This is a genomic window from Saccharothrix sp. BKS2, assembly GCF_047689505.1.
GTDB classification, from domain to species: Bacteria; Actinomycetota; Actinomycetes; order Mycobacteriales; family Pseudonocardiaceae; genus Actinosynnema; species Actinosynnema lopnurensis.
In genome coordinates this window covers 141927-164471 of the sequence record NZ_JAUQOL010000001.1, presented here as the reverse complement: position 1 = coordinate 164471, position 22545 = coordinate 141927, and the positions used below count along the sequence as shown (strand labels likewise).

Below are 22545 nucleotides of genomic sequence, written 5' to 3'. Positions count from 1 at the left end.
CCAGTCGTCGCGTTCGTCGATGAGGTCGGCTCAGCCGCGCAGCGCGGCGAGGCTCGCCGGGCGCAGGTCGGTCCAGTTCGCCTCGACGTGCGCCAGGCACGCCGGGCGGCTGTCGGGGCCGTGGGCGACCTCCCAGCCGGCGGGCACGGTGAGGGAGGCGGGCCACAGCGAGTGCTGCCGCTCCTCGTTCACCAGCACCAGGAACTCCGCGTCCTGGTCGTCGAACGGGTTCGTCATGGTGGCTCCTTCGGTTGGGCTGCGACGGTGTCGCCGGCGGCGACAACTCCAGAAACTAGGGGCGGTGCGGCGGCGTTTCCGGCAGTGCGGGAGGCAGGTCGGAGGCAGGTACGGGGCAGGAACGGGGGTCGGGAGCGCCGAACTCCCGCGCCGAAACGCCGAAGGCGCACCGCGGTTCTGCGGTGCGCCTTCTCGGGGCCGTGCGGGTAGGGCGAGGGGCGGTGGCCTCAACCGAGGCGGGCCGTCCGCAGGGCCGGGGTGGCGGCGAGCACCGCCGCCGCGACGGCGGCCAGCAGGCCGTGCAGCGCCATCGTGGCCGGCGCGCCGGCCAGGTCGAGCAGCGCGCCGAAACCGAGGTTGCCCAGCACCGGGGCGCTGAACACGACCAGTTGCAGGATGGACATGACCCGGCCGCGCACCTCGACCGGCGTCCGGCGCTGCACCAGCGACACCAGCACCACACCAGACTGCGCGGTCACCAGCCCCAGCAACCCGTAGCAGAGCACGGCGCCGGGCAGCGTGCCCACCAGGCCGAGGCAAGCCAGCACCGCGGCCTGCGCGACGACGCCGGCCAGCAGCACCGCGCCCGCCCGCCGGCCGGCCGGCAGGACCAGGGTGGCGAGGAACGACGCGGTCGCGCCCACCGTGGTGGCCGCCAGCAGCAGGCCCGCCCCGGCGGCACCCGCGCCGGCGTGGTCGGCCAGCAGCACCAGCCCGATGTTCACCGGACCGGCCGCGGCCAGCTCGACCAGCGCCATCACCGGCAGCAGCACCCGCAGCTCCGCGTCCCCGACGACGTGCCGGAACCCCTCGGCCACGCGGGTGGTCAACCGGGGGGAGCCCCCGGGGCGGGGTGGCTCGGCCGGGGGCCCGACCCGCTTCACGGCCGCGGCCGACACCAGGAAGCTGACCGCGTTGGCCAGCGCCACCAGCACCACGCCGCCCAGCGGCAGCAGCGCCGCGCCGACCGGTCCGCCCGCGGTCTGCCCCGCGCGCAGGCCGATCAGGTACAGGGAGTTGCCGCGCACCAGGTGCTCATCGGGCAGCAGCAGCGGTCGCAGCGCGCCCGAGGCGGGCCCGAAGAAGGCGCTCAGCGCCGTCATGACCGCCGCGACGACCGCCAGCACGAGCACCGACGGCCCCGTCACCAGCACCACGCCCGCCGCCCCGAGCATCACCGCGCACCGCAGCAGGTCCGCCCACACCATCACCCGCGTCGGGCCCCACCGGTCGACCACCGCCCCGCCGACCAGCGCGCACACCCGGGGCAGGCCGGCGAGCGCCAGGACCACGCCCGCCGCCGTGGCGCTGCCGACGTCCACCAGCACCGCGGTCAAGGCGATCAGCCAGGCCGCGTCGCCCAGCGAGGACAGCCCCGTGGCGGACACGAACCCCAGGTAGCGTGCCGACGAGGGGGTGCCGCGGACGAGGGCCGGAGCGGTCACCGCACGGCCCCGAGCCGGTCGCGCGCCGGCACCGCCCACCCGGTCGGCGACCACAGGTCCTCCGGCGACAGCGCGGACACCCGGTACTTGCCCAGCGCGCTGATCAGCATCCGCAGCTCCAGCGCGAGGCACTCGACCAGCCGGACCAGCCCGGCGCGCGGGTCCTCGTCCACCGCGATCAGCGCCGCCCGGCCCAGGCCCACCGCGCCCGCGCCCGCCGCGAGGCACTTCACCGCGCGCAACCCCTCCCACACCCGCCCGGACACCAGCAGGCAGCCGTCGGGCGGGCCGATCCGGCGCAGGCACTCGGCCAGCGGCAGGCCGACGCCCGCCAGGAACGCCGCCGGGGCCCAGCCGCTGCCGCCCTCCGCGCCGTCCACGGTGACCGCGTCGGCGCCGGCCGCCCAGGCGATCGCCGCGGCGGCGGCCACGTCCCGGCCCGGCGGCAGCTTCACCCACACCCGGGCGCGCGGGAAGTTGTTGCGCATCAGGCGGACCTGCTGGCGCAGGATCTCCTCGGTGAACGTGCCGGGGCTCGCGCAGCGCAGCACCCGACCGGTGGCCGGGTCGAACACCGGCTCCAGCGCGAACTGCTCGGACAGCCGCCGGGTGTCCGCGGCGTCGACCACGGTCATGCCGCCGAGACCGGGTTTCGCGCCCTGGCCCACCTTCAGCTCGAAGCCCAGCCGCCCGGACTCCAGCAGCGGCCGGGCCGACGGGTCGCTGTAGACCAGGTTCCACACCTCGGCGTCGGCGTCCTCGGTGCTCTGCTGCACCACCACGCCGCCCAGCCCGTCCGGCACGGCGTCGGCGTAGGCGCGGATGCGCGCCAGCAGCGACCGGCCACCGCCGTCGGCGAGCCGGCCGTACCCGTTGACCGGCACCACGTTCTCGCCCACCACCACCGGCACGCCCAGCGCGCCGGCCTGCGCGCTCGCGGCCACGCCGAGGTCGGCGCTCGCGACCTGGGTGGAGCCGAACGCCGAGAGGTACACCGGCAGCGCCGAGGCGAACCCACCGACGGAGGTGGTCAGGTCCACGTCGCCGTGCAGCGGCTCGCGGGCCAGGTCGATCAGCTTCTCCAGGCGCTCCGGCACGAACACCGGCGGCACCAGCCGCGCGGCGTCCAGCTCGTCGGACACCACCCCCGACGCCGACACCGCCGACCCGGACCCCGACACCGACCCCGTTCCCGACACCGCCGCGCCGAACAGGGCGTGCCCGTAGTCCTCCAGCGGCGGGAACGCCGCCGCCGTGCCCGTGCGGGCGCGGTCGCGCACCGCCGCCTCGGGGAAGGTCTCCGCGCGCAGCCCGCTCACGGCGACACCACCCCCGGCACCTTCGGGTAGGCGGTGGCCTGCCACACGTGCTCCAGGCCCGCGATGTACCGGGTCAGCCGCTCCAGGCCGATGCCGAAGCCCGAGCTGCCCGGGATGCCGTCGCGCACCATCCTCAGGTACCAGCCGTACTTGGCCGGGTTCTCGCCGGTCTCGCGCATCCGCGCGATGATCGCGCCGTACTCGTGCTCCCGCTCGCTGCCGCTGCACAGCTCGCCGTAGCCCTCCGGCGCCAGCAGGTCGAAGTTGCGCAGCAGGCCGGGGTGCTCGCGGCTCTCCCGGTCGTAGAACCCGCGCGAGCCCTTCGGGTAGTCGGTGAGGAAGAACGGCCTGCTGGCCTTGGCCGACAGCACCGCCTCGCCCTCCCAGTCGATCTCCGCGTCCGGGTTCTGCCCGTGGCCCAGCCCGTGCAGGTCGGCGACCGCCCCGGCGTGCGTGCGGCGCTCGAACGGGGCGCCGGACAGCAGGTCGGCGAACGCGTCGGTGTCGCGGCCGAGGACCTCCAGCTCCCCGGCCGCCCGCTCCACCACCCGCCGCACGACGTGCCGCACCAGCTCCTCCGCCACGGTCATGGCGTCCTCGCGGGACGCGCCCGCCACCTCCACGTCGATCTGGTGGAACTCGGCCAGGTGCCGGCTCGTCGAGCTGGTCTCCAGCGGCTCCAGCCGCACGTTGGGCGCGATGCAGTAGATCCGGTCGAACGCGGTCAGCGACGCCTGCTTGTAGAGGATGGCGCTGGTCATCAGCTTGTAGCGGTGGCCGTAGTAGTCCACGTCGACCTGCTTCGCGCCCCGGGCGCCGGGGTCGGTGACCGGCCCGATGACCGGCGGGAGCAGCTCGGTGAAGCCCCGCCCGCCCAGGTGCTCGCGCGCCGCGGCCAGCACCTCGTGCTGGACGCGCAGCACCGCGCGCGTGGTGGGCGACGACAGGTGCTCGCGGGGGTCGGCCGGCAGCGGCGGGGTCGCCGCGTCGACGGTCGTGGTGGTGTCCATCTCGCTCCTTCGGGGTGGCTGGGAGGTCAACCGGTGCCGACCGGGTGCAGGGCGGCGTCGTCGTAGGTCCGTTCCACGTGGGACAGCGAGCGCAGCAGTTCGGCGGCGGTGGTCTCGGCGCGCCCGGAGGCCCGCACCAGGCCCGCCAGGGGCAGCGACCCGGTCCGGGACCAGCGCAGCCGACCGGTCCCGTCGACCACGGCCCTGGTGCGCCCCGCGTTGTCCGGGTGCAGGCAGTACGGCACGTCGAGGTAGCCGCGCTCGACCGCGCGGACCAGGGCCACGCCCACGTCCGGGGCGAGGTCCAGCACCGCCTCGACGATGGCGCGGGCCTCGGCCAGCACCCCGGTGTCCGGGGTCGCCTGGTCGCGGCGGGCCCGCGCCGCCGCGCGGCTCGCGATCCGCAGCGCCGCCACGTTCTCCTCGACCGTGGGGATGCGGTGCGCCTCCGCCACGGTCTTGACGATCAGCCGCTCCGCTCCGGTGCGCACGGCCAGCTCCGCCGCGCGCTCCAGCAGCGCGGTGGCGCCGCGCGGGGTCCGGGGGAACACGCCCATGTAGGTGTAGAGCACCACGTGCCACTCCACGTCGGACAGGTGCTCGGCGGCCAGCGCCCGCAGCGCGTGCACGGCCTCCGCGTCCTGCTCCGGGTGCGTCTGCTGGGCGTAGCTCAGCGACACGCTGCCCAGGCCGTGCTGGCGGAAGAACAGCGCCTCCAGCACGCTGATCGCGACCAGGAGCCCCGGCGGGCACAGCTGGCCCATCATGCAGCCGCCGAACGACTCCAGGTGCGGCCGGCCGCCGCGCTCGCGCAGGCCCGCCAGCAGCAGGCACGACTCGGCCCACGCGCGCACCGCCTCGGCCACCGGCACCCGGCTGTAGGGCAGGCAGTAGGACAGCGGACCGCCCTCGGTGGCGTGCAGCCCGGCGGCCAGCAGCGCGACCACGATGTCCTGCGGCTTGGCCGAACCGTGCCGCACCTGCACCGGGAACGAGTCGTCGTGCACCCCGGCCAGCACGGACCGGGTGGTCCCGGGCGGGTAGGCCACGATGGGGTAGCCGTTGAGGTGGTCGCCCGCGGCCAGCGCGGCGCGCACCGCGTCGTGGTCGCCGACCCGGGTGAAGCTGTCCAGGGTGAGGGTGCCGACCGCGCGCACCCCGGCGCGCCGCACGGCCAGCAGCCCGGCGCGCATCCCCGCCGGGTCGCCGATGCCCATCCGGGGCTGGACCACCAGTTCGCCGCGGCGGGCGGCGGCGGCCACGAACCCGCCGAACGACCCGTCGCTCATGACCGCACGCCCACGGGCAGCCGGGCCAGGAAGGACCGGAACGCGGCCAGGGCGCCCCCGTCCTCGAACACGCCGTCGAAGCCCGCCGCGGTGAGCGCGGCGGCGCGGTCGAGCCCGCCCGGCCCGTCGATGCCCAGCTTGCCGCCGACGACCACCGGGGTGGCGGTCAGCTCCGGCCGGGCCCGCAGCCGGGCGATGACCCGCTTGGCCTCGTGGAAGCCGTGCCCGTTGACGGTGCTGATCACCACGAGGTCCGGCCGCCGCCGGGCGCACTCGGCCACCAGCAGGTCGTCGGGCACGCACGCGCCCAGGTTCGCCACGCGGTGCCCCAGCTCCTCCAGGAACAGCTGGAGGTACACCAGGTTCCAGGTGTGGGCGTCGGAAGCGAGGCTCGTCACCACGATGTCGAGCCCTCGCCGGTCGCTGACCGGTTCTGCCAAGTCCACGGCAACCCCTTGCGTCGCAGGATGGTCGTGATCGCCAAGTTAGGAGTCGCGGACCCCGGCGAGCGGCAGCCCGACCGGCAGCAGTGCGGCAGTTGCGGCGCGCGCCAGGTTCAGCACCCGGAAGCGGTCGTGGCCGACCGGCCGCACCAGGCCGAGCAGCCGCAGCCGCCGCACCAGGTGCGCGCACGCGACCGGGGGCACACCGGTCAACCGCGCCGCGTCGGGCACGGTCCAGGCACCGCCCGCCGCGTCGAGCACGGCCCGCTCACCACCCACCGCGGCCAACGCCTGCGCCAGCGCGCCGCGCAGGTCCGGCAGCCGGTCGGCGGTGACGCCCAGCGGGTCGGCGCGCACCAGCTCCAGCAGTTCCTCCGGGCGGTGCACCAGCAACCACGACGCCGCCGCCTCCAGCGCGCCCGGCAGGCCGTCGAGCCGGTCGGCCAGCTCGACGAGCGCGTCCGCCGAGCGGGTCGCCACGCCGGGGGAGACCTGCCCGGCCAGCCGGGTCAGCAGCCGGACCGCGTCCTCACCGGGCAGCGGCGGCAGCGCGAGGACCCGCTCGCCCGGGATGTCCAGCGGTTCGCGGGTGGTGCGCAGCAGGCGCAGCCGGCGGCAGCGGTGCAGCAGGGTCAGCGCCCGGTCCGGGTCCGGCCAGCCCGCGTCGTGGCCGTCGAGCACCAGCAGCAGCTCCCGGTCCCCGATGAGCGCGGCCAGCGGGTCCAGGCCCTCGCCGTCCTCGGCGCGGCCCAGCGCGGAGCGCACCAGCAACCGCAGCCGGCCGGCGGCCCCGGCCGGGTTCGCGCCGGCGGTGTCCCACAGCACGCGGACCGACCCGGACTCGTGCAGCCGGCCCGCGACCTCGACGGCCAGGCGGGTCTTGCCGACGCCGGGCAGACCGGTGACCGCGACCAGCCGCGAGCCGCCCTCGCTGAGCAGGTCCAGCAGCGCGGTGACCTCGGCGCCCCGGCCGACCAGGGCGTCCAGCGCCGACGGCGGCGGCACCGCGTCCAGGTCGGGCACGAGGTCGATCTCGACCCCGCCGCGCGCCCGCAGCGCCGCCGCCTCGAACGAGGTCAGCTCGCGGCCGCTGAGCCGCAGGCCCTCGGCGATCAGCCGCACGGTGTCGCGGCGCGGGCGGCTCGCCCGACCCGCCTCCAGGTCGCGGATCGCCCGCACGCTGATGGTGGACAGGTCCGCCAGTTGCCGCTGGGTGGCTCCTCGCCTCATCCGGTGCTGCCGGAGCAGTTCGCCGAATTGCCGGTCTACCGATCTTGCGTCCATGCGAACTCCAGGTGGCGACGAGATCCCGCTGTCCGACTTGGGGGCCGGCACCTCGCTCCGACCTGCCGGAACGTGTCGGTCCTCGACCCGGTTCCCAGCATGTCCGCGCGCTTATCGCGGCGTTATCGCCGGACCTCCCGCGCCGTGATAGCGAACGCGGCGACGGTCCTTTTCGCGGTGATAATCCGGTGATGGCCGCCATTCCTAACGTCGGTTCCAGCAAGCCCGGGACACCGGGACCGACAGCCGGGAAGAGGACACGAGATGCGCGTCAACAAGGCCCTCGCCACCACCGCCGCCCTCGCCGCGATCGTGCTCGCCCCGGTGCTCGGCGCGACCGCCGCCCACGCCGCCGAGGCGGTCACCGCCACCTCGGTCGCGGCCGGTGACACGCCCTGGGGTCCGACGGCCGGTGACACGCCGTGGGGTCCGACGGCCGAGGACACCCCGTGGGGTCCGACCGCTGACGACACCCCGTGGGGCCCGACGACGGACGACACGCCCTGGGGCCCGACCGCTGACGACACCCCCTGGGGCCCGACGACCGACGACACCCCGTGGGGTCCGACCGCCGACGACACCCCCTGGGGCCCGACCTCGGCCGCGTGACCCGGACCGGGGCCCTCAGCCCGCCCGGATCAGGTCCAGGGCCTGCTGCGCCCGCAGCCGCGCCGCGCTCATGTTGCGCTCCGCGAACGTGGTGATCGCCCGCCCCAGCAGACCGACCGCCTGGGTCCGGTCCCCCCGCCCGGCCAGCAGCAGCGCCAGCTCCGCCCGAGTCTCCGCCGCACCGCCGTGGTCCATCGCCCGCTCCCGCACCTCCAGCGCGGTCCGCAGCAGCGCCTCCGCCGCCCCCGGGTCGCCCAGGGCGAGCTTCACCACCGCCAGCCGGTGCAGCACCCGCGCCTCGCCCACGATGTCGCGACCGGCGCGGACCACGTCCAGCAGCTCGGTCAGCGCCTCCTCCGCCTCGGGGTTGCGCCCCTGGCGCGCCATCAGGTCGCTCAACCGGTACCGGACCTGCACCTCCACCCGCTGGTTGCCGAACTCCCGGCAGATGTCCAGCGCCTCGTACAGCCGCCCCGCGGCCAGCTCCTGGTCCCCGTTCTCCAGGTCGATCTGCGCGACCTGCGCCAGCACGTACGCCTGGCCGACCGGGTCGCCCGCCAGCCGGAAGCCCTCCAGCGCGCTCAGGTAGACCGGCGCGGCCAGCTCGTTCTCCCCGAGCCGGTGGTGGGCCAGCGCCAGGTTGCGCCGGGCCAGCGCCAGCCCGCGCACGTCGCCCAGCTCCTCGAACGTGCGCAGCGCCGGGCCCAGCAGGTCGCGCGCCGCCCGCGCCCGGGACCAGCTCAGCTGCAACGACGCCAGCGAGCACAGCAGCGCGGCCTCGCCCCGCTCGTTGCCCGCCGCGCGCACCGCGTCCAGCGCCTGCCGGTGCGTGCGCTCCCAGTCGTCGAAGTAGCACCGCGCCTCGAACAGCGTCACCAGGGTGACCGCGAGGTCCCAGCACGCCTCGTCCATGCCCTCCGCGGCGGTCAGCTCGACCGCCGCGCACAGGGTGGGGCGCTCGGCCTCCAGCCACACCAGCGGGTCGGCCAGCAACCGGTCCACATAGGACCGCGACGGGCGCCAGCGCGGCGCGTCGCCGTGCAGCGAGGTGAAGTCGCCGCCGTAGACCCGCGAGTGCGCCTCGCCGGCCAGCGCGAGCCAGCCGCCCACGACCCGGCGCAGCGCGGTCCGGCGCTCGTCCTCCTCCTCGTGCTGCTCCAGCTGCTCCCGGGCGAACAGCCGGATCAGGTCGTGGAACTTGTAGCGCGGGGTGCCGGTGACGTCGATCGCGACCAGCTCCAGCATCTGCGCGTCGACCAGCCGCTCCAGCAGGTCGGTGGCGCGCATCAGCTCCACGTCCAGCAGCGCCGCGGCCACCCAGGTGGGGAAGCTCAACCCGTCGAGCGCGCCCAGCAGCCGCAGCAGCCGGCGCGACTCGACGTCCAGGCCGTCGTAGGTCAGCGCGAGGCTGGCGCGCACCATCATCTCGCCGTGCGCCAGCTCGTCGAGCCGCCGCCGCTCGTCCGACAGCCGCTCCAGCATCCACGCCAGCGACCAGCTCGGCCGGGCCGCCAGGCGGGCGGCCACGATGCGCAGCGCCAGCGGCAGGCAGCCCACCAGCCGGATCAGCGCGGTGGCGGCGGCCGGCTCGGCGGCGACCCGCTCGGGGCCGATGACCGCGGCGAGCATGTCGGTGGCCTCGTCGTGGTCGAGCACCTCGACCTCCAGCACCCGCGCGCCCGGCAACCCGGTCAGCCGGGCGCGGCTGGTGACGACCACCGAGCACGTGCTGCTGCCCGGCAGCAGCGCCTGCACCTGCCGCTCGGCCGCCGCGTCGTCGAGCACCACGAGCATCCGCTTGCGCGCCACCAGCTGCCGGTACATCTCGGCGCGCTCGTCCTCGGCGTCCGGGATGGACGTGCCGGGGATGCCCATGGCGCGCAGGAACCGGCCGAGGACGTCGGCGGCGGTGGCCGGGTGCGTCCTGGTGCCGCCGAGGTCGCAGTAGAGCTGGCCGTCCGGGAAGTGGGCCTCCACCAGCAGGTGCGCGAGGTGGACGGCCAGCGCGCTCTTGCCGATGCCGGGCTTGCCGACCAGCGCCACGACCCGGGTCGCCCGCCCGCCCGGCTCCAGCAGCCGCAGCGCCCGCGCGACCAGTTCGGCGCGACCGGTGAAGTCGCCGATGTCGGCCGGCAGCTGGAGCGGCACCACCGGTTGGGGCGCGGGGGCGGGCGCGGCCTGCCGGACCACCTCCACCGGCGGGGCCTGCGACGGCACGGCCAGCGCCGCGTCGCCGGTGAGGATCGCCGCCTCCAGCCGGCGCAGCTCCTCGCCGGGCTCCAGGCCCAGCTCGTCGATCAGCAGGTCCCGGCCCGTGCGGTAGACCTCCAGCGCCTCGGCCTGCCGGCCCGACCGGTACAGCGCCACCATCAGCTGCCCGCGCAGCCGCTCCCGCAGCGGGTGCTGGGCCACCAGCGCGCCGATCTCGCCCACGAGCTGCCGGTGCCGCCCCGCGCCCAGCTCCAGGTCCAGCGAGGTCTCCAGGACCGCCAGCCGGTCCTCGTCCAGCTTGGCGGCCTTGGCCAGCAGCGCGTTGCTGGTGGTGCCGCTCAGCGCCGGGCCCCGCCACAGGCCCAGCGCCTGGCGCAGCAGCTCCGCGGCCGTCCGGGGGTCGCCCCGGCGCACCAGGTTCTCGGCCTCGGCGGTCAGCCGCGCGAACACGTGGGCGTCCAGCTCGCCGTCGGCGACCCGCAGCAGGTAGCCGGGCGGCCGGGTGGAGATCGCGTCACCGCGGTCGACCGCGGCCAGGGTGCTGCGCAGCGCCGACACGCAGATCTGCACCTGCGTGCGCGCGGTGGCGGGCGGTGACTCGTCCCAGACGGCGTCGATCAGGTGCTCGATGCTGACCACGCGGTTGGCCTCCAGCAGCAGCGCGCCGAGCACCACCTGCTGCCGCCCCGGCGGCACCTTGCCGACCCGGCCTGGCTCGCTGGACACGTGCAGCGGTCCCAGCACCCGGTACACCGGAGAAGCCTGCGATAACCGTGCCCCGTCTTCCAAGCTCGACTCCCCGTGCTCGACCCCCACCAGACCGTAACCGGCGGTTCCGGGATGTGGTACCGCGCCCCGGCGCCGGCGCCGGTAAATGGGCCGTTCGTCCAGATCGTCCGGCGGGCGTCGGGAGCAGCCGGGGTGCGCCGATCAGGCGGGCGTGGTGAAGAAGTACGTCCGCTGCGACCGCAGCAGGCCGTGCTCGCTCAGCGCGAAGATGTCGGCGAAACCGACTTCGGTGCCCGCGCGGACGAGCTTGCCGACGACGGCCACGCGGCCCTCGGCGGCGATCACCTCGTCCAGCACGTGCGCGCCCACCCGGTGCTCCCGGCGGGCCTGGTACGCCTCGATCTCCTCGCGCCCCCGGACCTCCCGCTCGCCCGGTCGATGGAGCACGGCGTCGACGTCGAACAGCGACGCGTACCCGTCGAGGTCGCTGCGGTCGAGGTACTCGTAGCTCAGGCGGACGTGCTCCACCCCCACCGCGGTGACCGCGGAGCCGGGCTGTCGAGCGCCCTGCCACCGGTCCGCTGCCATGGCACCGTTCCCCTCCGTAGGCGTCCCTGCCCCGATCAACCTCCTCGGTTGCGCTAACCGCCGGTTATCGCTGCGCTATCGCGCCGAGCGATGCCCCGCGCGGGGGAGGGTGAGGGGGACGGGCGAGGGATCAGGCGGGGTTGCGGGGAGCCTGCTTGAGCGCCTCCTCGACCGAGGGGGTCACGGTGAGGATGCGGCTGAGCGCGGTCAGCCACAGCAGCCGGGACAGCCGGTGCTCGTCGGGCAGCACCACGACCAGCTCCAACCCCTTGTCCCTGGCGGCGTTGTGCACCCGGATCAGCGAGGACAGCCCCGTGGAGGCGACGAAACCCACCTCCTGGAGGTCCACCACCACCAGCAGCGCCTCGACCTCGACCGCCTTGGCCAGGCCCTCGTCCAGTCCCTTGTCCAGCACCTCGACGGTCTTCTGGTCGATGTCGCCACCGACCCGCACCGCCACCGCCTGGGCATCGGCGAGGAGTTCGACCCGCGTCCACGGGTCCTCCCCCTCCTGGTTCGTCGTCTCCGGGGTTGTCACGGCTCCACTCAACCACGCTGGTCGGCGGCTTGCCGCTCGACCGGCGCGATCCGCGGCGGTGATCACGCCGGGTGGGTCCGGCGCGGGGTCGGAGCACGGCGTTCCCCCGCCTCTGTCACACAGAGGTGCGACACTCCTGCGCGTGGCGTACCGGTGATCGCGTAACACCCGGTCACAGGCCCGGCGTGGTGCTCGACACCCGGCGTCGCGCGTTAGGCTCCGGTGGATGAACGGTGTGGAGGAGGCGAGGGTGGGCGACGCGCTACCGCTGTCGGTCGACGTCCGGGAACGGCCCGAGGACACCGTGGTGGTGGTCTCCGGCGAACTGGACTTCGGCACGACCCCGCGCCTGCTCGCGGTCGCGGAACCGCTGGCCGCCGCCGGTGGCCCGCTGGTGCTCGACCTGGCCGACCTCACGTTCTGCGACTCCAGCGCCCTCAGCGCGCTGGTCCGGCTGCACAAGGTGACCAGGGCGGCGGGCGGCGCGCTGGTCCTCGCCTCGCTGCGCCCCCAGGTCCGGTCGGCGATCACGATGACCTCGCTGGACCGCCTGCTCACCATCGTCGACCAGGTTCCGGCGGGGCCGGAGGAGAACCACCGGTCATGAGCGGAGCTGGAGACACCCGGCGCGGCCACCGCTTCGCCACCTTCGGCCTGTCCGACATGGTGGAGGTCGCCGCCGTCCTGCGCGGCGCGGCCGAGCGGGCACCCGACTTCGTCGCGGCCGCCGAGGCCGTGGTCCACCGGCTGCGCGAGGGCTTCGTCGACGAGCACGGCGAACCGGTCCTCCAACTGGTCCGGGTGTTCGCCACGCGCCGCTTCGCCGACCTCGCCGAGGACGTGCGGGAGCTCGTGCTCGCCGGCGCGGCCGAGCCGCCGGCCCCCGACCTGCGCTGCCTGACCCTGGAGGCCACCGCCGGGGTCGAGCCGGACTGGAACGACCCCACCCGCTCGCGGGCCCACCGCGCCATCCCGCTGCCCGACGCCGAGGCCGTGGCGGGCGCGCCGATGATCTCCACCCTGGTCGACGAGCTGGGCGTGCGGCCCGCCGACGTGGCCGCCGGGTCCTTCGCCGACGTCGAGGGCCGGTTCGGCGTGTTCCACGTGCCCGTGGCCGCGGGCAGCGACCGGGTGCCCGACCAGGACTTCGTCGCCGCCTACGGCATCGCCTCGGCCCTCGGGTTCGGCGGCGTGCTGCCCAGCGGCGACCTGTTCTGCGTGGTGCTGTTCTCCCGCGTGCCCATCCCGACCGACGCCGCCGAGCTGTTCCGGGCCGTCGCGGTCAGCGTCCGCGCGGGCCTGCTCTCCCACCCCTGGAACGGGCAACGCGAAGCGGGCCTGGCCGCCCGGCGCGACGCGCTGCACGAGCACCTGGAGGTGCTGGAGGACGTCGCCCGCGCCCAGGCCGCCGCGCTGGAGAACGCGCTGGAGAACATCCGCGCCGAAGCCGAGCTGGTCGACGTGCTCCAGGTGGTCGGGCAGCGGCTGACCGCCCAGCTCGACCTCGACGTGCTGGTCCAGGACGCCACGGACGCGGCCACCAGGGCGACCGGGGCGGAGTTCGGCGCGTTCTTCTACAACCTGATCAACCAGTACGGCGAGTCCTACACGCTCTACACCCTCTCCGGCGTGCCGCGCGCGGCGTTCGAGAGCTTCCCGATGCCGCGCAACACCGCGGTGTTCGCGGCGACGTTCGACGGCCTGGGCACGGTCCGCTCCGACGACATCACCCGGGACCCCCGCTACGGCCTCAGCGAGCCCTACCGGGGGATGCCGCCGGGGCACCTGCCGGTGCGCAGCTACCTCGCCGTGTCGGTGATCTCGCCGTCGTCGCAGGAGGTGCTGGGCGGCTTCTTCTTCGGCCACCACGAGCCGGCCCGGTTCACCGCACGCCACCAGCAGCTCGTCGAGGGCATCGCCGGGTACGCGGCGATCGCGCTGGACAACGCCCGGCTGTTCGACCGCCAGCGCAGCATGGCCACCGAGCTGGCGCGCAGCATGCTGCCGATCGTGCCGGACGTGCCCGACCTGGAGATCACCTCCCGCTACCTGCCCGCCGCCACCGGCTCGGAGGTCGGCGGCGACTGGTTCGACGTGATCGAGCTGCCCGGCGGGCGCACCGCGTTCGTCATCGGCGACGTGGTGGGCCGCGGCGTGACCGCGGCGGCGGTCATGGGGCAGATCCGCACCGCCGTGCGGTCCTACGCCCTGCTGGACCTGCCGCCCGGCGACGTGCTCGGCCGCGTGTCGAACCTGGCCGACACCACGCCCGGCGCCACCTTCATCACCTGCCTGTACGCGGTGCACGACCCGGTCGAGCAGACGCTGACCCTCGCCAACGCCGGGCACCTGCCCGCGGTCCTGCTGCCGCCCGAGGGCGAACCGCGGCTGATCGGCCAGGGCCTGGGGATGCCGCTCGGCGTGGGGGAGGACTTCCTCCAGCAGGAGACCCCGTTCCCGCCCGGGACGTGCCTGGCGCTCTACACCGACGGCCTCGTCGAGAACCGCCACCGCGACCTGGGCACGGGCATCGAGGAGCTGGTCGACGGCCTGCGCCTGCTGCCGGGCGACGTCGACCCGCAGGTGGCCTGCGACAAGCTGATCGACCGGCTCACCGGGGGCCGCCACGACGACGACGTGGCCCTGGTGCACGTCCGGCACACCGCCGGGCACCGCCGGGTCGCGGCCCTGCCGCTGGAGGCCGACCCGGCCGCCGCCGCGCGGGCGCGGGCCTTCGTCACCGACCGACTGCGGGAGTGGGGGCTGGCCGACGTGCTGGACGTCGCCCTGACGGTGACCAGCGAGCTGGTGACCAACGCCGTCAAGCACACCGGGGACCCTGGCACGCTCCGGCTGCACCACGACGGGGTCCGGCTGACCGTGGACGTCGCGGACCACGGCGCCACCCTGCCCCGGCTGTTCGAGGCCGGGCCCGAGGACGAGCACCACCGCGGGTTGTACCTGGTCAACGCCTTCTCGACGCGCTGGGGCACCCGCACCACCCTGGACGGCAAGGTCGTCTGGGCCGAGATCCCCGCGCGGACCGGCGGTCGGGCGGGGCAGCGGTGAGCCCCGTGCGCTACGCCGCCCTGGGCGACAGCTTCACCGAGGGCGTGGGCGACGAACTGCCCGACGGCTCGCCGCGCGGCTGGGCCGACCTGGTCGCGGCGGGCCTGGCCACCGCCCGCGGCGAGACCGTGCACTACGCCAACCTCGCGGTGCGCGGCCGGCTGCTCGAACCCATCGCGACCACCCAGCTCGACGCCGCGCTGGCGCTGACCCCGCCGCCCACGCTGATCACGTTCAACGGCGGCGGCAACGACATGATGCGCCCCGGCATCGACGTGTCACGCCTGGTGGAGCTGACCGAGCGGGCCGTCCGGCGCTGCCTGGACGCCGGGGTGCGGCTGGTCCTGCTCAGCGGGGCCGACCCGTCGGCCCGGCTGCCCCTCGGGCGGGTGGTCCGCCGCCGCGGCGCGGAGCTGACCACGGCGATCACCGAGCTGGCCCGCCGCCACGACCTGCTGTTCGTGGACATGTTCAACGACACCGAGATCCGCCGGGCGGAGTACTGGTCGCCCGACCGGCTGCACCTCAACGCCGCCGGGCACCGCCGGGTCGCCTCGGTGGTGCTCGCCGCGCTGGGCCACCCCGTGCCCGCGCACGCCGTCGAACCCGGCACCGCGGCGACCCGCGGCCTGCTGGCCGAGGCCCGGTACTACCGCGAGCACGTGCTGCCGTGGGTGAACCGCCGGCTGCGCGGCATCTCCTCGGGCGACCACGAGCCCGGCAAGCACCGGGACTGGACGCCGGTGGAGGCCATGCGGCACGCCTGACCGGCCGGACGACGTGGTCCGCGTGGTCTGCGTGGTCACCGGCCGAGGCACGGCCGGTCTCGGCCCGGCACCGACCCGCCGGCGCGGTCCGGGAGGATGACCTGGACGACAGGAGGGCCATGGGGGAGACGCCCGTGCTGCGCGCGGCGGTCCGGTCCGACGTGCCGCGCATCGGCGCGCTGATGCGGCGCTCGGTGCTGGAGCTGTTCCCGCACTTCCACGACGAGCGCGAGACGGCGTCGGCCGCCGAGCACCTCACCGTGCCCGACGTGGTGCTGATCGACGACGGCACCTACTACGTGCACGAGCACGCGGGCGAGGTCGTCGCCTGCGGCGGGTGGAGCCGGCGGGACAAGCTCTACACCGGTTCCGGCGCGCGGCCGGGCGAGGACCGGCTGCTGGACCCGGCCACCGAGCCCGCGCGGGTGCGGGCGATGTTCGTGCGCGGCGACCGGGCGCGTCGGGGCCTGGGGCGCGCGCTGCTCGGCGAGTGCGAGCGGGCGGCGCGGGCGGCGGGGTTCCGGTCGCTGGTGCTGGTGGCCACCCTGCCCGGGGTGCCGCTCTACCGGGCGTTCGGCTTCCGCGAGGTGGCGCCCGTCCCGGTGCCGCTGCCCGACGGCACGGTGCTGGCCGGGGTGTCGATGGAGTACCCGTTGACCTGAGCGGGGGGCGCCCGGCGGTTTCGACCGCACCCACCCGGGAACTCGGCCACCACGTGCCCGGTTCGAGGAGGCCCCATGAGCACCGTCGCCGACGCCCTGGTCCAGCGCCTGCGGACGTGGGGCGTGCCCAGGGTCTTCGGCTTCGCGGGCGACGGGATCGACCCGCTGCTGGCCGCCCTGCGCCGGGCCGGCGGCGACCCGGAGTTCGTGCCCGTCCGGCACGAGGAGACGGCCGCGTTCATGGCCACCGGCCACGCCAAGTACACCGGCGCGCCGGGCGTGTGCCTGGCCACCCAGGGCCCCGGCGCGATCCACCTGCTCAACGGCCTCTACGACGCCAAGCTGGACCACCGCCCGGTGGTCGCGATCGTCGGCCAGGTCGTGACCAGCGCGCTCGGCACCGGCTACCTCCAGGAGGTGGACCTGCACTCGTTGTTCAAGGACGTGTGCGGTCGGTACCTCCAGACGGTGTCCGCGCCCGAGCAGCTGCCCGTGCTGCTGGACAACGCGATGCGCACCGCCATCTCCCAGGGCGTGCCCACCTGCCTGATCGTGCCGCACGACGTGCAGCGCGCCGACGCCGTGGATGAGCTGCCGCACACCCACGGCGTGGTGCCCTCCTCGGCGGTCGTGGCCCGGCCCCGCGTGCTGCCGCGCGAGGAGGACCTGCGCCGGGCCGCCGACGTGCTCAACGCGGGCCGGAAGGTCGCGCTGCTGATCGGGCGCGGGGCGGAGGGGGCCGCGACCGGGATCGCGGAGGTGGTGGCCCTGCTGGGCGCGGGCGTCACCGCGTCCCTGCTCGGCAAGACCGTGATGACCGAGGACGCGCCCTGGCACACCGGCGTCATGGGCCACCTGGGCACCACCGCGAGCGCCGAGCTGATGTCGGGCTGCGACACGCTGCTGATCGTCGGCAGCAACGACCCGTGGACCGAGTTCTACCCCGAGCCGGGCCAGGCCCGCGCCGTGCAGATCGACGTCGACGCCCGCGTGGTCGGTGGGAAGTACCCGGTCGAGGTACCCCTGGTGGGGGATTCCGCGGAGACGCTGCGGGCGCTGGTGCCGCTGCTGACGCCCAAAGCTGACCGGTCGTGGGAGCAGGAGGTGTTCGAGGGCGTCGCGAGGTGGCGGCAGGTGGCCGGCCGGCGCGCCCGGCATCCCGCCGACCCGCTCAACCCGGAGCTGGTGGTGCACGAGCTGTCCGGCCACCTGCCGCCGGACGTGCAGGTCGCGGTGGACGTCGGCTCGTCCACCTACTGGTACGCCCGCCACCTGGCGCTGCCGGTCGGCGCGCCCGCCCACACCTCCGGCTACCTGGCGTCGATGGGCTGCTCGCTGCCCTACGGCCTGGCCGCCAAGCTGCACGCGCCCGACCGGCCCGTGGTGGCGCTGGTCGGCGACGGCGCGATGCAGATGAACGGCCTGATGGAGCTGATCACGGTGGCCGACCGGTGGCGCACCTGGGCCGACCCGAGGTTCGTGGTGCTGGTGCTGCACAACCGCGACCTGGGCGAGGTGAGCTGGGAGCAGCGCGAGATGGAGGGCGACCCGCGCTTCGCGACCTCGCAGCGCGTGCCGGACTTCCCCTACGCCGCCTACGCCGAGCTGCTGGGCCTGCGCGGCATCCGGGTCGACGCGCCGGACCAGGTCGGCCGGGCCTGGCACGACGCCTTCCACGCCGACCGGCCGGTGGTGGTGGAGGCCCTGGTGGACCCGGACGTGCCGCTGCTCGCGCCGCACCTGCCGGAGGAGAAGGTGGACACCATGCGCCGCGCGCTGGAGCAGGAGCCGAACGAGGCGGCGTCGGAGCAGTTGCGGCGCCAACGCGCCGACGAGGAGCGGTAGGGCGGGCCGGGGTCGGGCCCGGGGGGCGGTGAGGCCGGAGCCCCGGTCAGTCGCTGGTGAGGACCGCCCAGACGGTCTTGTGCGCGGTCCCGCGCGCGACACCCCAGTCCTTGCACAGGTTCTCCACCATGAGCAGGCCGTGCCCGCGGTAGCGCCCGATGGAGGAGCGGCCCAGCACCGGCATGTCCGGCGACTCGTCGTCGACCTCGATCCGGACCAGCTGCCGTGAGCCGCCCACGCGCAGCTCCAGCGCGCGGTCGCCGTGGTCGTAGGCGTTGCTGACCAGCTCGGTGACGACCAGCAGCACGTCGTCCACCTTGTCGTCGGACAGGGCCGGCAGGGAGGCGACGGTGCGCCGCCGCACGTCCGCCAGCGCGGGCGGGCGCGGCCCCGTCAGGTCGACGACCAACGGCGCGGGTGGGCTTCGATCACCCTCATCGGTCATGTGGCGAACCTGTCCTGTCTGCTCAAGACGCCCGGGGCGCGGATCTGCGCAGAAGCTACCCTGTCCGGCGGTCCCCGTGCCGCTCCCGACCGGTGGGGCGCCGCCATTCCACCCGGCCCGGCCCAACCCCTCGTCCGTACCCCGATCGGGCGACCGCGAAACCCGGCGCGGACGGTCGGGTCCTCTGTGGACACGGCCGGGCGCCGCGCTACTGTCACCGGCATGTACGTGAAGTTGTGCGGCCTGCGCACCGCGGCCGACGTGGCGGTGGCGGTCGAGGCCGGGGCGGACGCGGTGGGTTTCGTGTTCACCGAGAGCGCGCGCCGGGTGGACCTCGACACGGCCCGGGAGCTGGTCCGCGAGGTCCCGCCGCACGTGCTGGCCGTCGGCGTGTTCCGCGGGGTCGGGGCGGACGAGGTGCGCCGCCTGGCCGAGGCGTCCGGGATCGGCGCGGCCCAGCTGCACGGCGACTACCCGAGGCCCGCGTTCGACGAGGTCGCGGCGTCGGGGGTGCGGCTGGTGCGGGCGGTCGCGCTCAAGCCGGACACCGACGTGCGGGTGGGCGCGTACGGCGAGGACCTGCTCCTGCTCGACTCGCCCGTGGCGGGCTCGGGGGAGCGCTGGGACCTCACCGCCCTGGACCGCGCCCGCCCCGAGGGGCGCTGGCTGCTGGCCGGCGGGTTGGGCGTGCGCGACGTGGCGGAGGCCGTCACCCTGGCCCGCCCGTGGGGGGTCGACGTGTCCAGCGGCATCGAGTCGGGCCGCGGGGTGAAGGACCACGGGTTGATGCGCGAGTTCGTGGCCGCGGCGCGGTCGGTCGGGGGCTGACCGCGCCGCCGCGTGGGACCACGCGGCCACCCGGCACGCGAGGGAGCAGCGACCCGGCCGGGTGGAGCGAGCTGTGCCGGGCGGAGGCCGGGGACCTGTTCCGGGCGGCCGACACCGGCTGGTCCGACCCCTACCGGTCCACCACCCACCCGACCACCACCCGCCGGTCGGTGTGACCCGGGTCGCGGTCCGGCGCGGCCCGGTCCCGCAGCAGCCGAGTCCCGCGGCAGCCGGCGGCACCCCGTGCGGCACCCGATCCCCGAGGCGCGGTTGTCCCCAGGTCGCCCACCCGGCGCCGCGGGGCTCGATACGATGTGCGGTCGACGAGGGTCGGACAGAGAGGACGGACGTGGAAACGCTCGAGTTCCAGTCGGAGGCGCGGCAACTCCTCCAGCTGATGATCCACTCGATCTACTCGAACAAGGACACGTTCCTGCGCGAGCTGGTCTCCAACGCCTCGGACGCGTTGGACAAGCTGCGCCTGGAGACGTTCCGCGACAAGGACCTGACCGCGGACACCTCCGACCTGCACATCGCGATCGAGGTCGACCGCGAGCAGCGGACGTTGACGGTCCGGGACAACGGCATCGGCATGACCCGCGACGACGTGGTCAACCTGATCGGCACCATCGCCAAGTCCGGCACGGCCGAGTTCCTGACCAGGCTGAAGGAGAGCAAGGACGCCGCCGCCTCGCAGGACCTCATCGGCCAGTTCGGCATCGGCTTCTACTCGACGTTCATGGTCGCCGACCGGGTGACGCTGGTGACCAGGCACCCGAGGTCCGCCGAGGGCGTGCGGTGGGAGTCCGGCGGCGAGGGGACTTACACGATCGAGGAGGTCGAGGACGCGCCGCAGGGCACCTCGGTCACCCTGCACCTCAAGCCCGCCGACGACGAGGACCACCTCCCCGAGTACACCTCGACGGCCAAGGTCACCGAGATCGTCAAGCGCTACGCCGACTTCATCACCTGGCCGATCCGGCTGGCGAAGGGCGACGACGCCGAGCCCGAGGTGATCAACTCCCGCAAGGCGCTCTGGGCGCGCCCGGCGAGCGAGGTCACCGAGGAGGAGTACGCCGAGTTCTACCGGCACGTCAGCCACGACTGGAACAAGCCGCTGGACACCATCCGCATGAAGGCGGAGGGCACGTTCGAGTACCAGGCGCTGCTGTTCATCCCGTCGCAGGCGCCGCTGGACCTGTTCATGCGCGAGCGCAAGCGCGGCGTGCAGCTCTACGTCAAGCGCGTCTTCATCATGGACGACTGCGAAGAGCTGATGCCGGAGTACCTGAGGTTCGTCAAGGGCGTGGTGGACGCCCAGGACCTCTCGCTGAACGTCTCGCGCGAGATCCTCCAGCAGGACCGCCAGATCCAGCTGATGCGCCGCCGCCTGGTCAAGAAGGTGCTCTCCACCGTCAAGACCATGATGGCGGACAAGCCCGAGGACTACGCGACGTTCTGGCGCGAGTTCGGCGCGGCGGTGAAGGAGGGCCTGCTCGCCGACGCCGAGAACCGCGAGGCCATCCTCGGCATCGCCTCCTTCGACTCCACCCACGACGCGGAGGAGAAGACCACGCTCGCGCGGTACGTCGAGCGGATGAAGGAGGACCAGCAGCACATCTACTACATGACCGGTGACTCGCGGGCCACGGTCGAGAACTCGCCGCACCTGGAGGCGTTGCGGGCCAAGGGCTTCGAGGTGCTGGTCCTCACCGACCCGATCGACGAGATGTGGGTCGACGCGGTGCCCGGGTTCGAGGGGAAGACCTTCCAGTCCGTCGCCAAGGGGCAGGTCGACCTGGAGACCGAGGAGGAGAAGCAGGAGGCCGAGGAGCGGCGGAAGGACTTCGCCGACCTGCTCGCCTGGATGACCACCACCCTGGCCGAGCAGGTCAAGGAGGTGCGGCTGTCCTCGCGCCTGACCACCTCGCCCGCGTGCGTGGTCGGCGACGCCCACGACCTCACCCCGACCCTGGAGAAGATGTACCGGGCGATGGGGCAGGAGCTGCCGCCGGTCAAGCGCATCCTGGAGCTGAACCCGGCCCACCCGCTGGTCGTCGGCCTGCACGGGGCGTTCGCCGCCACCGAGGACCACGACGGGCTGGCCGGGACCGTGGAGCTGCTGCACGGCATGGCGCTGCTCGCGGAGGGTGGCGAGCTGACCGACCCGGCCCGGTTCGTGCGACTGCTGTCGGACCACCTCCAGCGGTCGCTGTGACCGACCGGGGCGGCGGTCGCCGCGACCGCCGCCCCGGTGTCGGACCCCGGGGTCGTGGGTAACCCGGGGCCGTGCCACAGGTCTTCGTCCAGCCCTCCTTCGGCAAGCCCTGGGTGCGTCGGTACTGGGCGGAGACCCTGGACCGCGCCGTGCCCTTCCGGGAACCGGACCGCGCCGGGCTGCTCGACCCGGAGGACCTGACCGGGTTGAACGCCGCCCACCCGTCGGGCCGGGCCCGGTTCTGGGGTGCCACGGCGAAGCACGACAGGCGGATGGACACGGTCACGGCCGGTGACGTCGTGCTGCTGACCGGCCGCAAGCGCGTGCTGGCGGTCGGCGAGGTCGGCCACGGCCTGCGCAACCCGGACTTCGCCCGGCACCTGTGGCGGCCCGACCCCGGCCGGTGCGTGTGGAGCAACGTCTACAGCCTGCGCGCGTTCTGGCCCACCGACATCCCCTACGAGGAGGTCTGGGCGCTGCCCGGGTTCAACGTCGGCGACAACTTCATGGGCCTGCGCTTCCTGCGCCCGGACCCGGCCGCCGCCGTGCTGGAGCTGACGGCCGACGTGCGGGTCGCCGCACCGGGGTGACGAGCTGAACCCGCCTCGGCGGGCCGGCCGGGCGGTCGACGGCCGGCTGTGCGCCGCGCCACTTCCGGCCGCCCGGGACGGGGTGGAACAGGGGGAGTGGCGAAGGTCACAATTTTGAAGTCGTTGGGGCACAATACCTTGCGTCCGAAAGAGATCGGCGTCCCGGTCGGGTTTCTCCCCGATCGGGTGATGGCGGTACCACTCGGTCCCCGCGCGTGCCGTTATTCCAGCCTCACCCGATTTCTGCGGGTTGAGCCTCGTGTCTCAGGTGGAATTCCCGGTTTCCCGGGGCCCGTCCCGGGCCCACCGCCGCCCTCCCTTGTGACCCTTCGTCACTTTCGGCCCACCGGTGTTCCCGATCGGGGGTTGGTGTAGGTCCACCTCTGTTGTGGCGTTAGCGCCATGCCCCTCGTCGGTGA

Annotated in this window: 20 protein-coding genes; 9 read left to right on the top strand and 11 right to left on the bottom strand. The window is 74.7% G+C overall.

Going from position 1 to position 22545, the window contains the following annotated elements:
• Nucleotides 1-30: 30 nt before the first annotated feature.
• The 7 genes from Q5530_RS00450 to Q5530_RS00420 form a co-directional block, all read right to left on the bottom strand.
• Nucleotides 31-237, bottom strand: coding sequence for an MbtH family protein (locus tag Q5530_RS00450; protein ID WP_380639878.1), 207 nt, complete (start codon nucleotides 235-237; stop codon nucleotides 31-33).
• 227 nt (nucleotides 238-464) lie between these two features.
• Nucleotides 465-1625 carry an MFS transporter gene (locus Q5530_RS00445; RefSeq protein ID WP_415359895.1) on the bottom strand — a complete coding sequence of 387 codons (1161 nt, stop codon included), beginning with the start codon at nucleotides 1623-1625 and terminating at the stop codon, nucleotides 465-467.
• Nucleotides 1626-1678: 53 nt separating this feature from the next.
• Complete coding sequence (locus tag Q5530_RS00440; RefSeq protein WP_415359893.1) at nucleotides 1679-3001, bottom strand: glutamate synthase-related protein; 1323 nt, start codon at nucleotides 2999-3001, stop codon at nucleotides 1679-1681.
• Nucleotides 2998-4011 (bottom strand): asparagine synthetase A, encoded by a 1014-nt coding sequence (locus Q5530_RS00435; protein WP_415359891.1) that lies wholly within the window; start codon nucleotides 4009-4011, stop codon nucleotides 2998-3000. Before Q5530_RS00435 ends, Q5530_RS00440 begins: the two co-directional genes overlap by 4 nt.
• Nucleotides 4012-4037: 26 nt before the next feature.
• Nucleotides 4038-5300 carry a methylaspartate mutase gene (locus tag Q5530_RS00430; protein WP_415359889.1) on the bottom strand — a complete coding sequence of 421 codons (1263 nt, stop codon included), beginning with the start codon at nucleotides 5298-5300 and terminating at the stop codon, nucleotides 4038-4040.
• Nucleotides 5297-5746: a cobalamin B12-binding domain-containing protein gene (locus tag Q5530_RS00425; protein ID WP_380639888.1), complete on the bottom strand. Its 450-nt coding sequence runs from the start codon at nucleotides 5744-5746 to the stop codon at nucleotides 5297-5299. The genes Q5530_RS00430 and Q5530_RS00425 overlap by 4 nt, the downstream gene beginning before the upstream one ends.
• Before the next feature lie 39 nt (nucleotides 5747-5785).
• Nucleotides 5786-7027 carry a helix-turn-helix domain-containing protein gene (locus tag Q5530_RS00420; protein ID WP_415359888.1) on the bottom strand — a complete coding sequence of 414 codons (1242 nt, stop codon included), beginning with the start codon at nucleotides 7025-7027 and terminating at the stop codon, nucleotides 5786-5788.
• A 264-nt stretch (nucleotides 7028-7291) separates the two neighbouring features.
• Here Q5530_RS00420 and Q5530_RS00415 point away from each other — a divergent pair, with 264 nt between their 5' ends.
• The gene (locus Q5530_RS00415; RefSeq protein WP_415359887.1) at nucleotides 7292-7636 is read left to right on the top strand and encodes a hypothetical protein; all 345 of its coding nucleotides are present in this window, start codon (nucleotides 7292-7294) and stop codon (nucleotides 7634-7636) included.
• Nucleotides 7637-7651: 15 nt separating this feature from the next.
• Here Q5530_RS00415 and Q5530_RS00410 read toward each other — a convergent pair whose 3' ends face one another.
• The 3 genes from Q5530_RS00410 to Q5530_RS00400 all read right to left on the bottom strand — a co-directional run bounded on the left by Q5530_RS00410 (nucleotide 7652) and on the right by Q5530_RS00400 (nucleotide 11702).
• Nucleotides 7652-10600, bottom strand: coding sequence for an AfsR/SARP family transcriptional regulator (locus Q5530_RS00410; protein WP_415359885.1), 2949 nt, complete (start codon nucleotides 10598-10600; stop codon nucleotides 7652-7654).
• A 177-nt stretch (nucleotides 10601-10777) separates the two neighbouring features.
• Nucleotides 10778-11164 carry a nuclear transport factor 2 family protein gene (locus tag Q5530_RS00405; protein ID WP_415359883.1) on the bottom strand — a complete coding sequence of 129 codons (387 nt, stop codon included), beginning with the start codon at nucleotides 11162-11164 and terminating at the stop codon, nucleotides 10778-10780.
• Nucleotides 11165-11294: 130 nt separating this feature from the next.
• Nucleotides 11295-11702, bottom strand: coding sequence for an STAS domain-containing protein (locus tag Q5530_RS00400; protein WP_415359882.1), 408 nt, complete (start codon nucleotides 11700-11702; stop codon nucleotides 11295-11297).
• A gap of 226 nt (nucleotides 11703-11928) precedes the next feature.
• Here Q5530_RS00400 and Q5530_RS00395 point away from each other — a divergent pair, with 226 nt between their 5' ends.
• The 5 genes from Q5530_RS00395 to Q5530_RS00375 all read left to right on the top strand — a co-directional run bounded on the left by Q5530_RS00395 (nucleotide 11929) and on the right by Q5530_RS00375 (nucleotide 18045).
• Nucleotides 11929-12309 (top strand): STAS domain-containing protein, encoded by a 381-nt coding sequence (locus Q5530_RS00395; RefSeq protein WP_415359881.1) that lies wholly within the window; start codon nucleotides 11929-11931, stop codon nucleotides 12307-12309.
• A complete protein-coding gene (locus tag Q5530_RS00390) occupies nucleotides 12306-14771 on the top strand; it encodes an ATP-binding SpoIIE family protein phosphatase (protein WP_415359879.1) in 2466 nt (821 codons plus the stop codon). Before Q5530_RS00395 ends, Q5530_RS00390 begins: the two co-directional genes overlap by 4 nt.
• The gene (locus Q5530_RS00385) at nucleotides 14768-15538 is read left to right on the top strand and encodes an SGNH/GDSL hydrolase family protein (protein ID WP_415359877.1); all 771 of its coding nucleotides are present in this window, start codon (nucleotides 14768-14770) and stop codon (nucleotides 15536-15538) included. The genes Q5530_RS00390 and Q5530_RS00385 overlap by 4 nt, the downstream gene beginning before the upstream one ends.
• 119 nt (nucleotides 15539-15657) lie before the next feature.
• The gene (locus Q5530_RS00380) at nucleotides 15658-16200 is read left to right on the top strand and encodes a GNAT family N-acetyltransferase (RefSeq protein WP_415359876.1); all 543 of its coding nucleotides are present in this window, start codon (nucleotides 15658-15660) and stop codon (nucleotides 16198-16200) included.
• 75 nt (nucleotides 16201-16275) lie between these two features.
• Entirely contained in the window at nucleotides 16276-18045 is a 1770-nt protein-coding gene (locus tag Q5530_RS00375; protein ID WP_415359874.1) for a thiamine pyrophosphate-requiring protein, read from the top strand.
• A 46-nt stretch (nucleotides 18046-18091) separates the two neighbouring features.
• Here the strand turns inward: Q5530_RS00375 and Q5530_RS00370 are convergent, their stop codons facing one another.
• Nucleotides 18092-18490, bottom strand: coding sequence for an ATP-binding protein (locus Q5530_RS00370; protein ID WP_415359873.1), 399 nt, complete (start codon nucleotides 18488-18490; stop codon nucleotides 18092-18094).
• A gap of 222 nt (nucleotides 18491-18712) precedes the next feature.
• On the opposite strand from Q5530_RS00370, the gene Q5530_RS00365 reads away from it, so the two are divergent.
• The 3 genes from Q5530_RS00365 to Q5530_RS00355 all read left to right on the top strand — a co-directional run bounded on the left by Q5530_RS00365 (nucleotide 18713) and on the right by Q5530_RS00355 (nucleotide 22126).
• Complete coding sequence (locus Q5530_RS00365; RefSeq protein WP_415359872.1) at nucleotides 18713-19318, top strand: phosphoribosylanthranilate isomerase; 606 nt, start codon at nucleotides 18713-18715, stop codon at nucleotides 19316-19318.
• Between the two features lie 349 nt (nucleotides 19319-19667).
• Nucleotides 19668-21536: a molecular chaperone HtpG gene (gene htpG / locus Q5530_RS00360; protein ID WP_415359871.1), complete on the top strand. Its 1869-nt coding sequence runs from the start codon at nucleotides 19668-19670 to the stop codon at nucleotides 21534-21536.
• Between the two features lie 71 nt (nucleotides 21537-21607).
• The gene (locus Q5530_RS00355; RefSeq protein WP_415359870.1) at nucleotides 21608-22126 is read left to right on the top strand and encodes a hypothetical protein; all 519 of its coding nucleotides are present in this window, start codon (nucleotides 21608-21610) and stop codon (nucleotides 22124-22126) included.
• The last annotated feature ends 419 nt before the right edge of the window (nucleotides 22127-22545 follow it).

Coding starts and splice junctions, on each gene's coding strand:
- Q5530_RS00450 (WP_380639878.1), bottom strand. CDS start 237: ATGACGAACCCGTTCGACGACCAGGACGCGGAGTTCCTGGTGCTGGTG.
- Q5530_RS00435 (WP_415359891.1), bottom strand. CDS start 4,011: ATGGACACCACCACGACCGTCGACGCGGCGACCCCGCCGCTGCCGGCC.
- Q5530_RS00430 (WP_415359889.1), bottom strand. CDS start 5,300: ATGAGCGACGGGTCGTTCGGCGGGTTCGTGGCCGCCGCCGCCCGCCGC.
- Q5530_RS00420 (WP_415359888.1), bottom strand. CDS start 7,027: ATGGACGCAAGATCGGTAGACCGGCAATTCGGCGAACTGCTCCGGCAG.
- Q5530_RS00415 (WP_415359887.1), top strand. CDS start 7,292: ATGCGCGTCAACAAGGCCCTCGCCACCACCGCCGCCCTCGCCGCGATC.
- Q5530_RS00405 (WP_415359883.1), bottom strand. CDS start 11,164: ATGGCAGCGGACCGGTGGCAGGGCGCTCGACAGCCCGGCTCCGCGGTC.
- Q5530_RS00395 (WP_415359881.1), top strand. CDS start 11,929: ATGAACGGTGTGGAGGAGGCGAGGGTGGGCGACGCGCTACCGCTGTCG.
- Q5530_RS00390 (WP_415359879.1), top strand. CDS start 12,306: ATGAGCGGAGCTGGAGACACCCGGCGCGGCCACCGCTTCGCCACCTTC.
- Q5530_RS00380 (WP_415359876.1), top strand. CDS start 15,658: ATGGGGGAGACGCCCGTGCTGCGCGCGGCGGTCCGGTCCGACGTGCCG.
- Q5530_RS00375 (WP_415359874.1), top strand. CDS start 16,276: ATGAGCACCGTCGCCGACGCCCTGGTCCAGCGCCTGCGGACGTGGGGC.
- Q5530_RS00370 (WP_415359873.1), bottom strand. CDS start 18,490: ATGACCGATGAGGGTGATCGAAGCCCACCCGCGCCGTTGGTCGTCGAC.
- Q5530_RS00365 (WP_415359872.1), top strand. CDS start 18,713: ATGTACGTGAAGTTGTGCGGCCTGCGCACCGCGGCCGACGTGGCGGTG.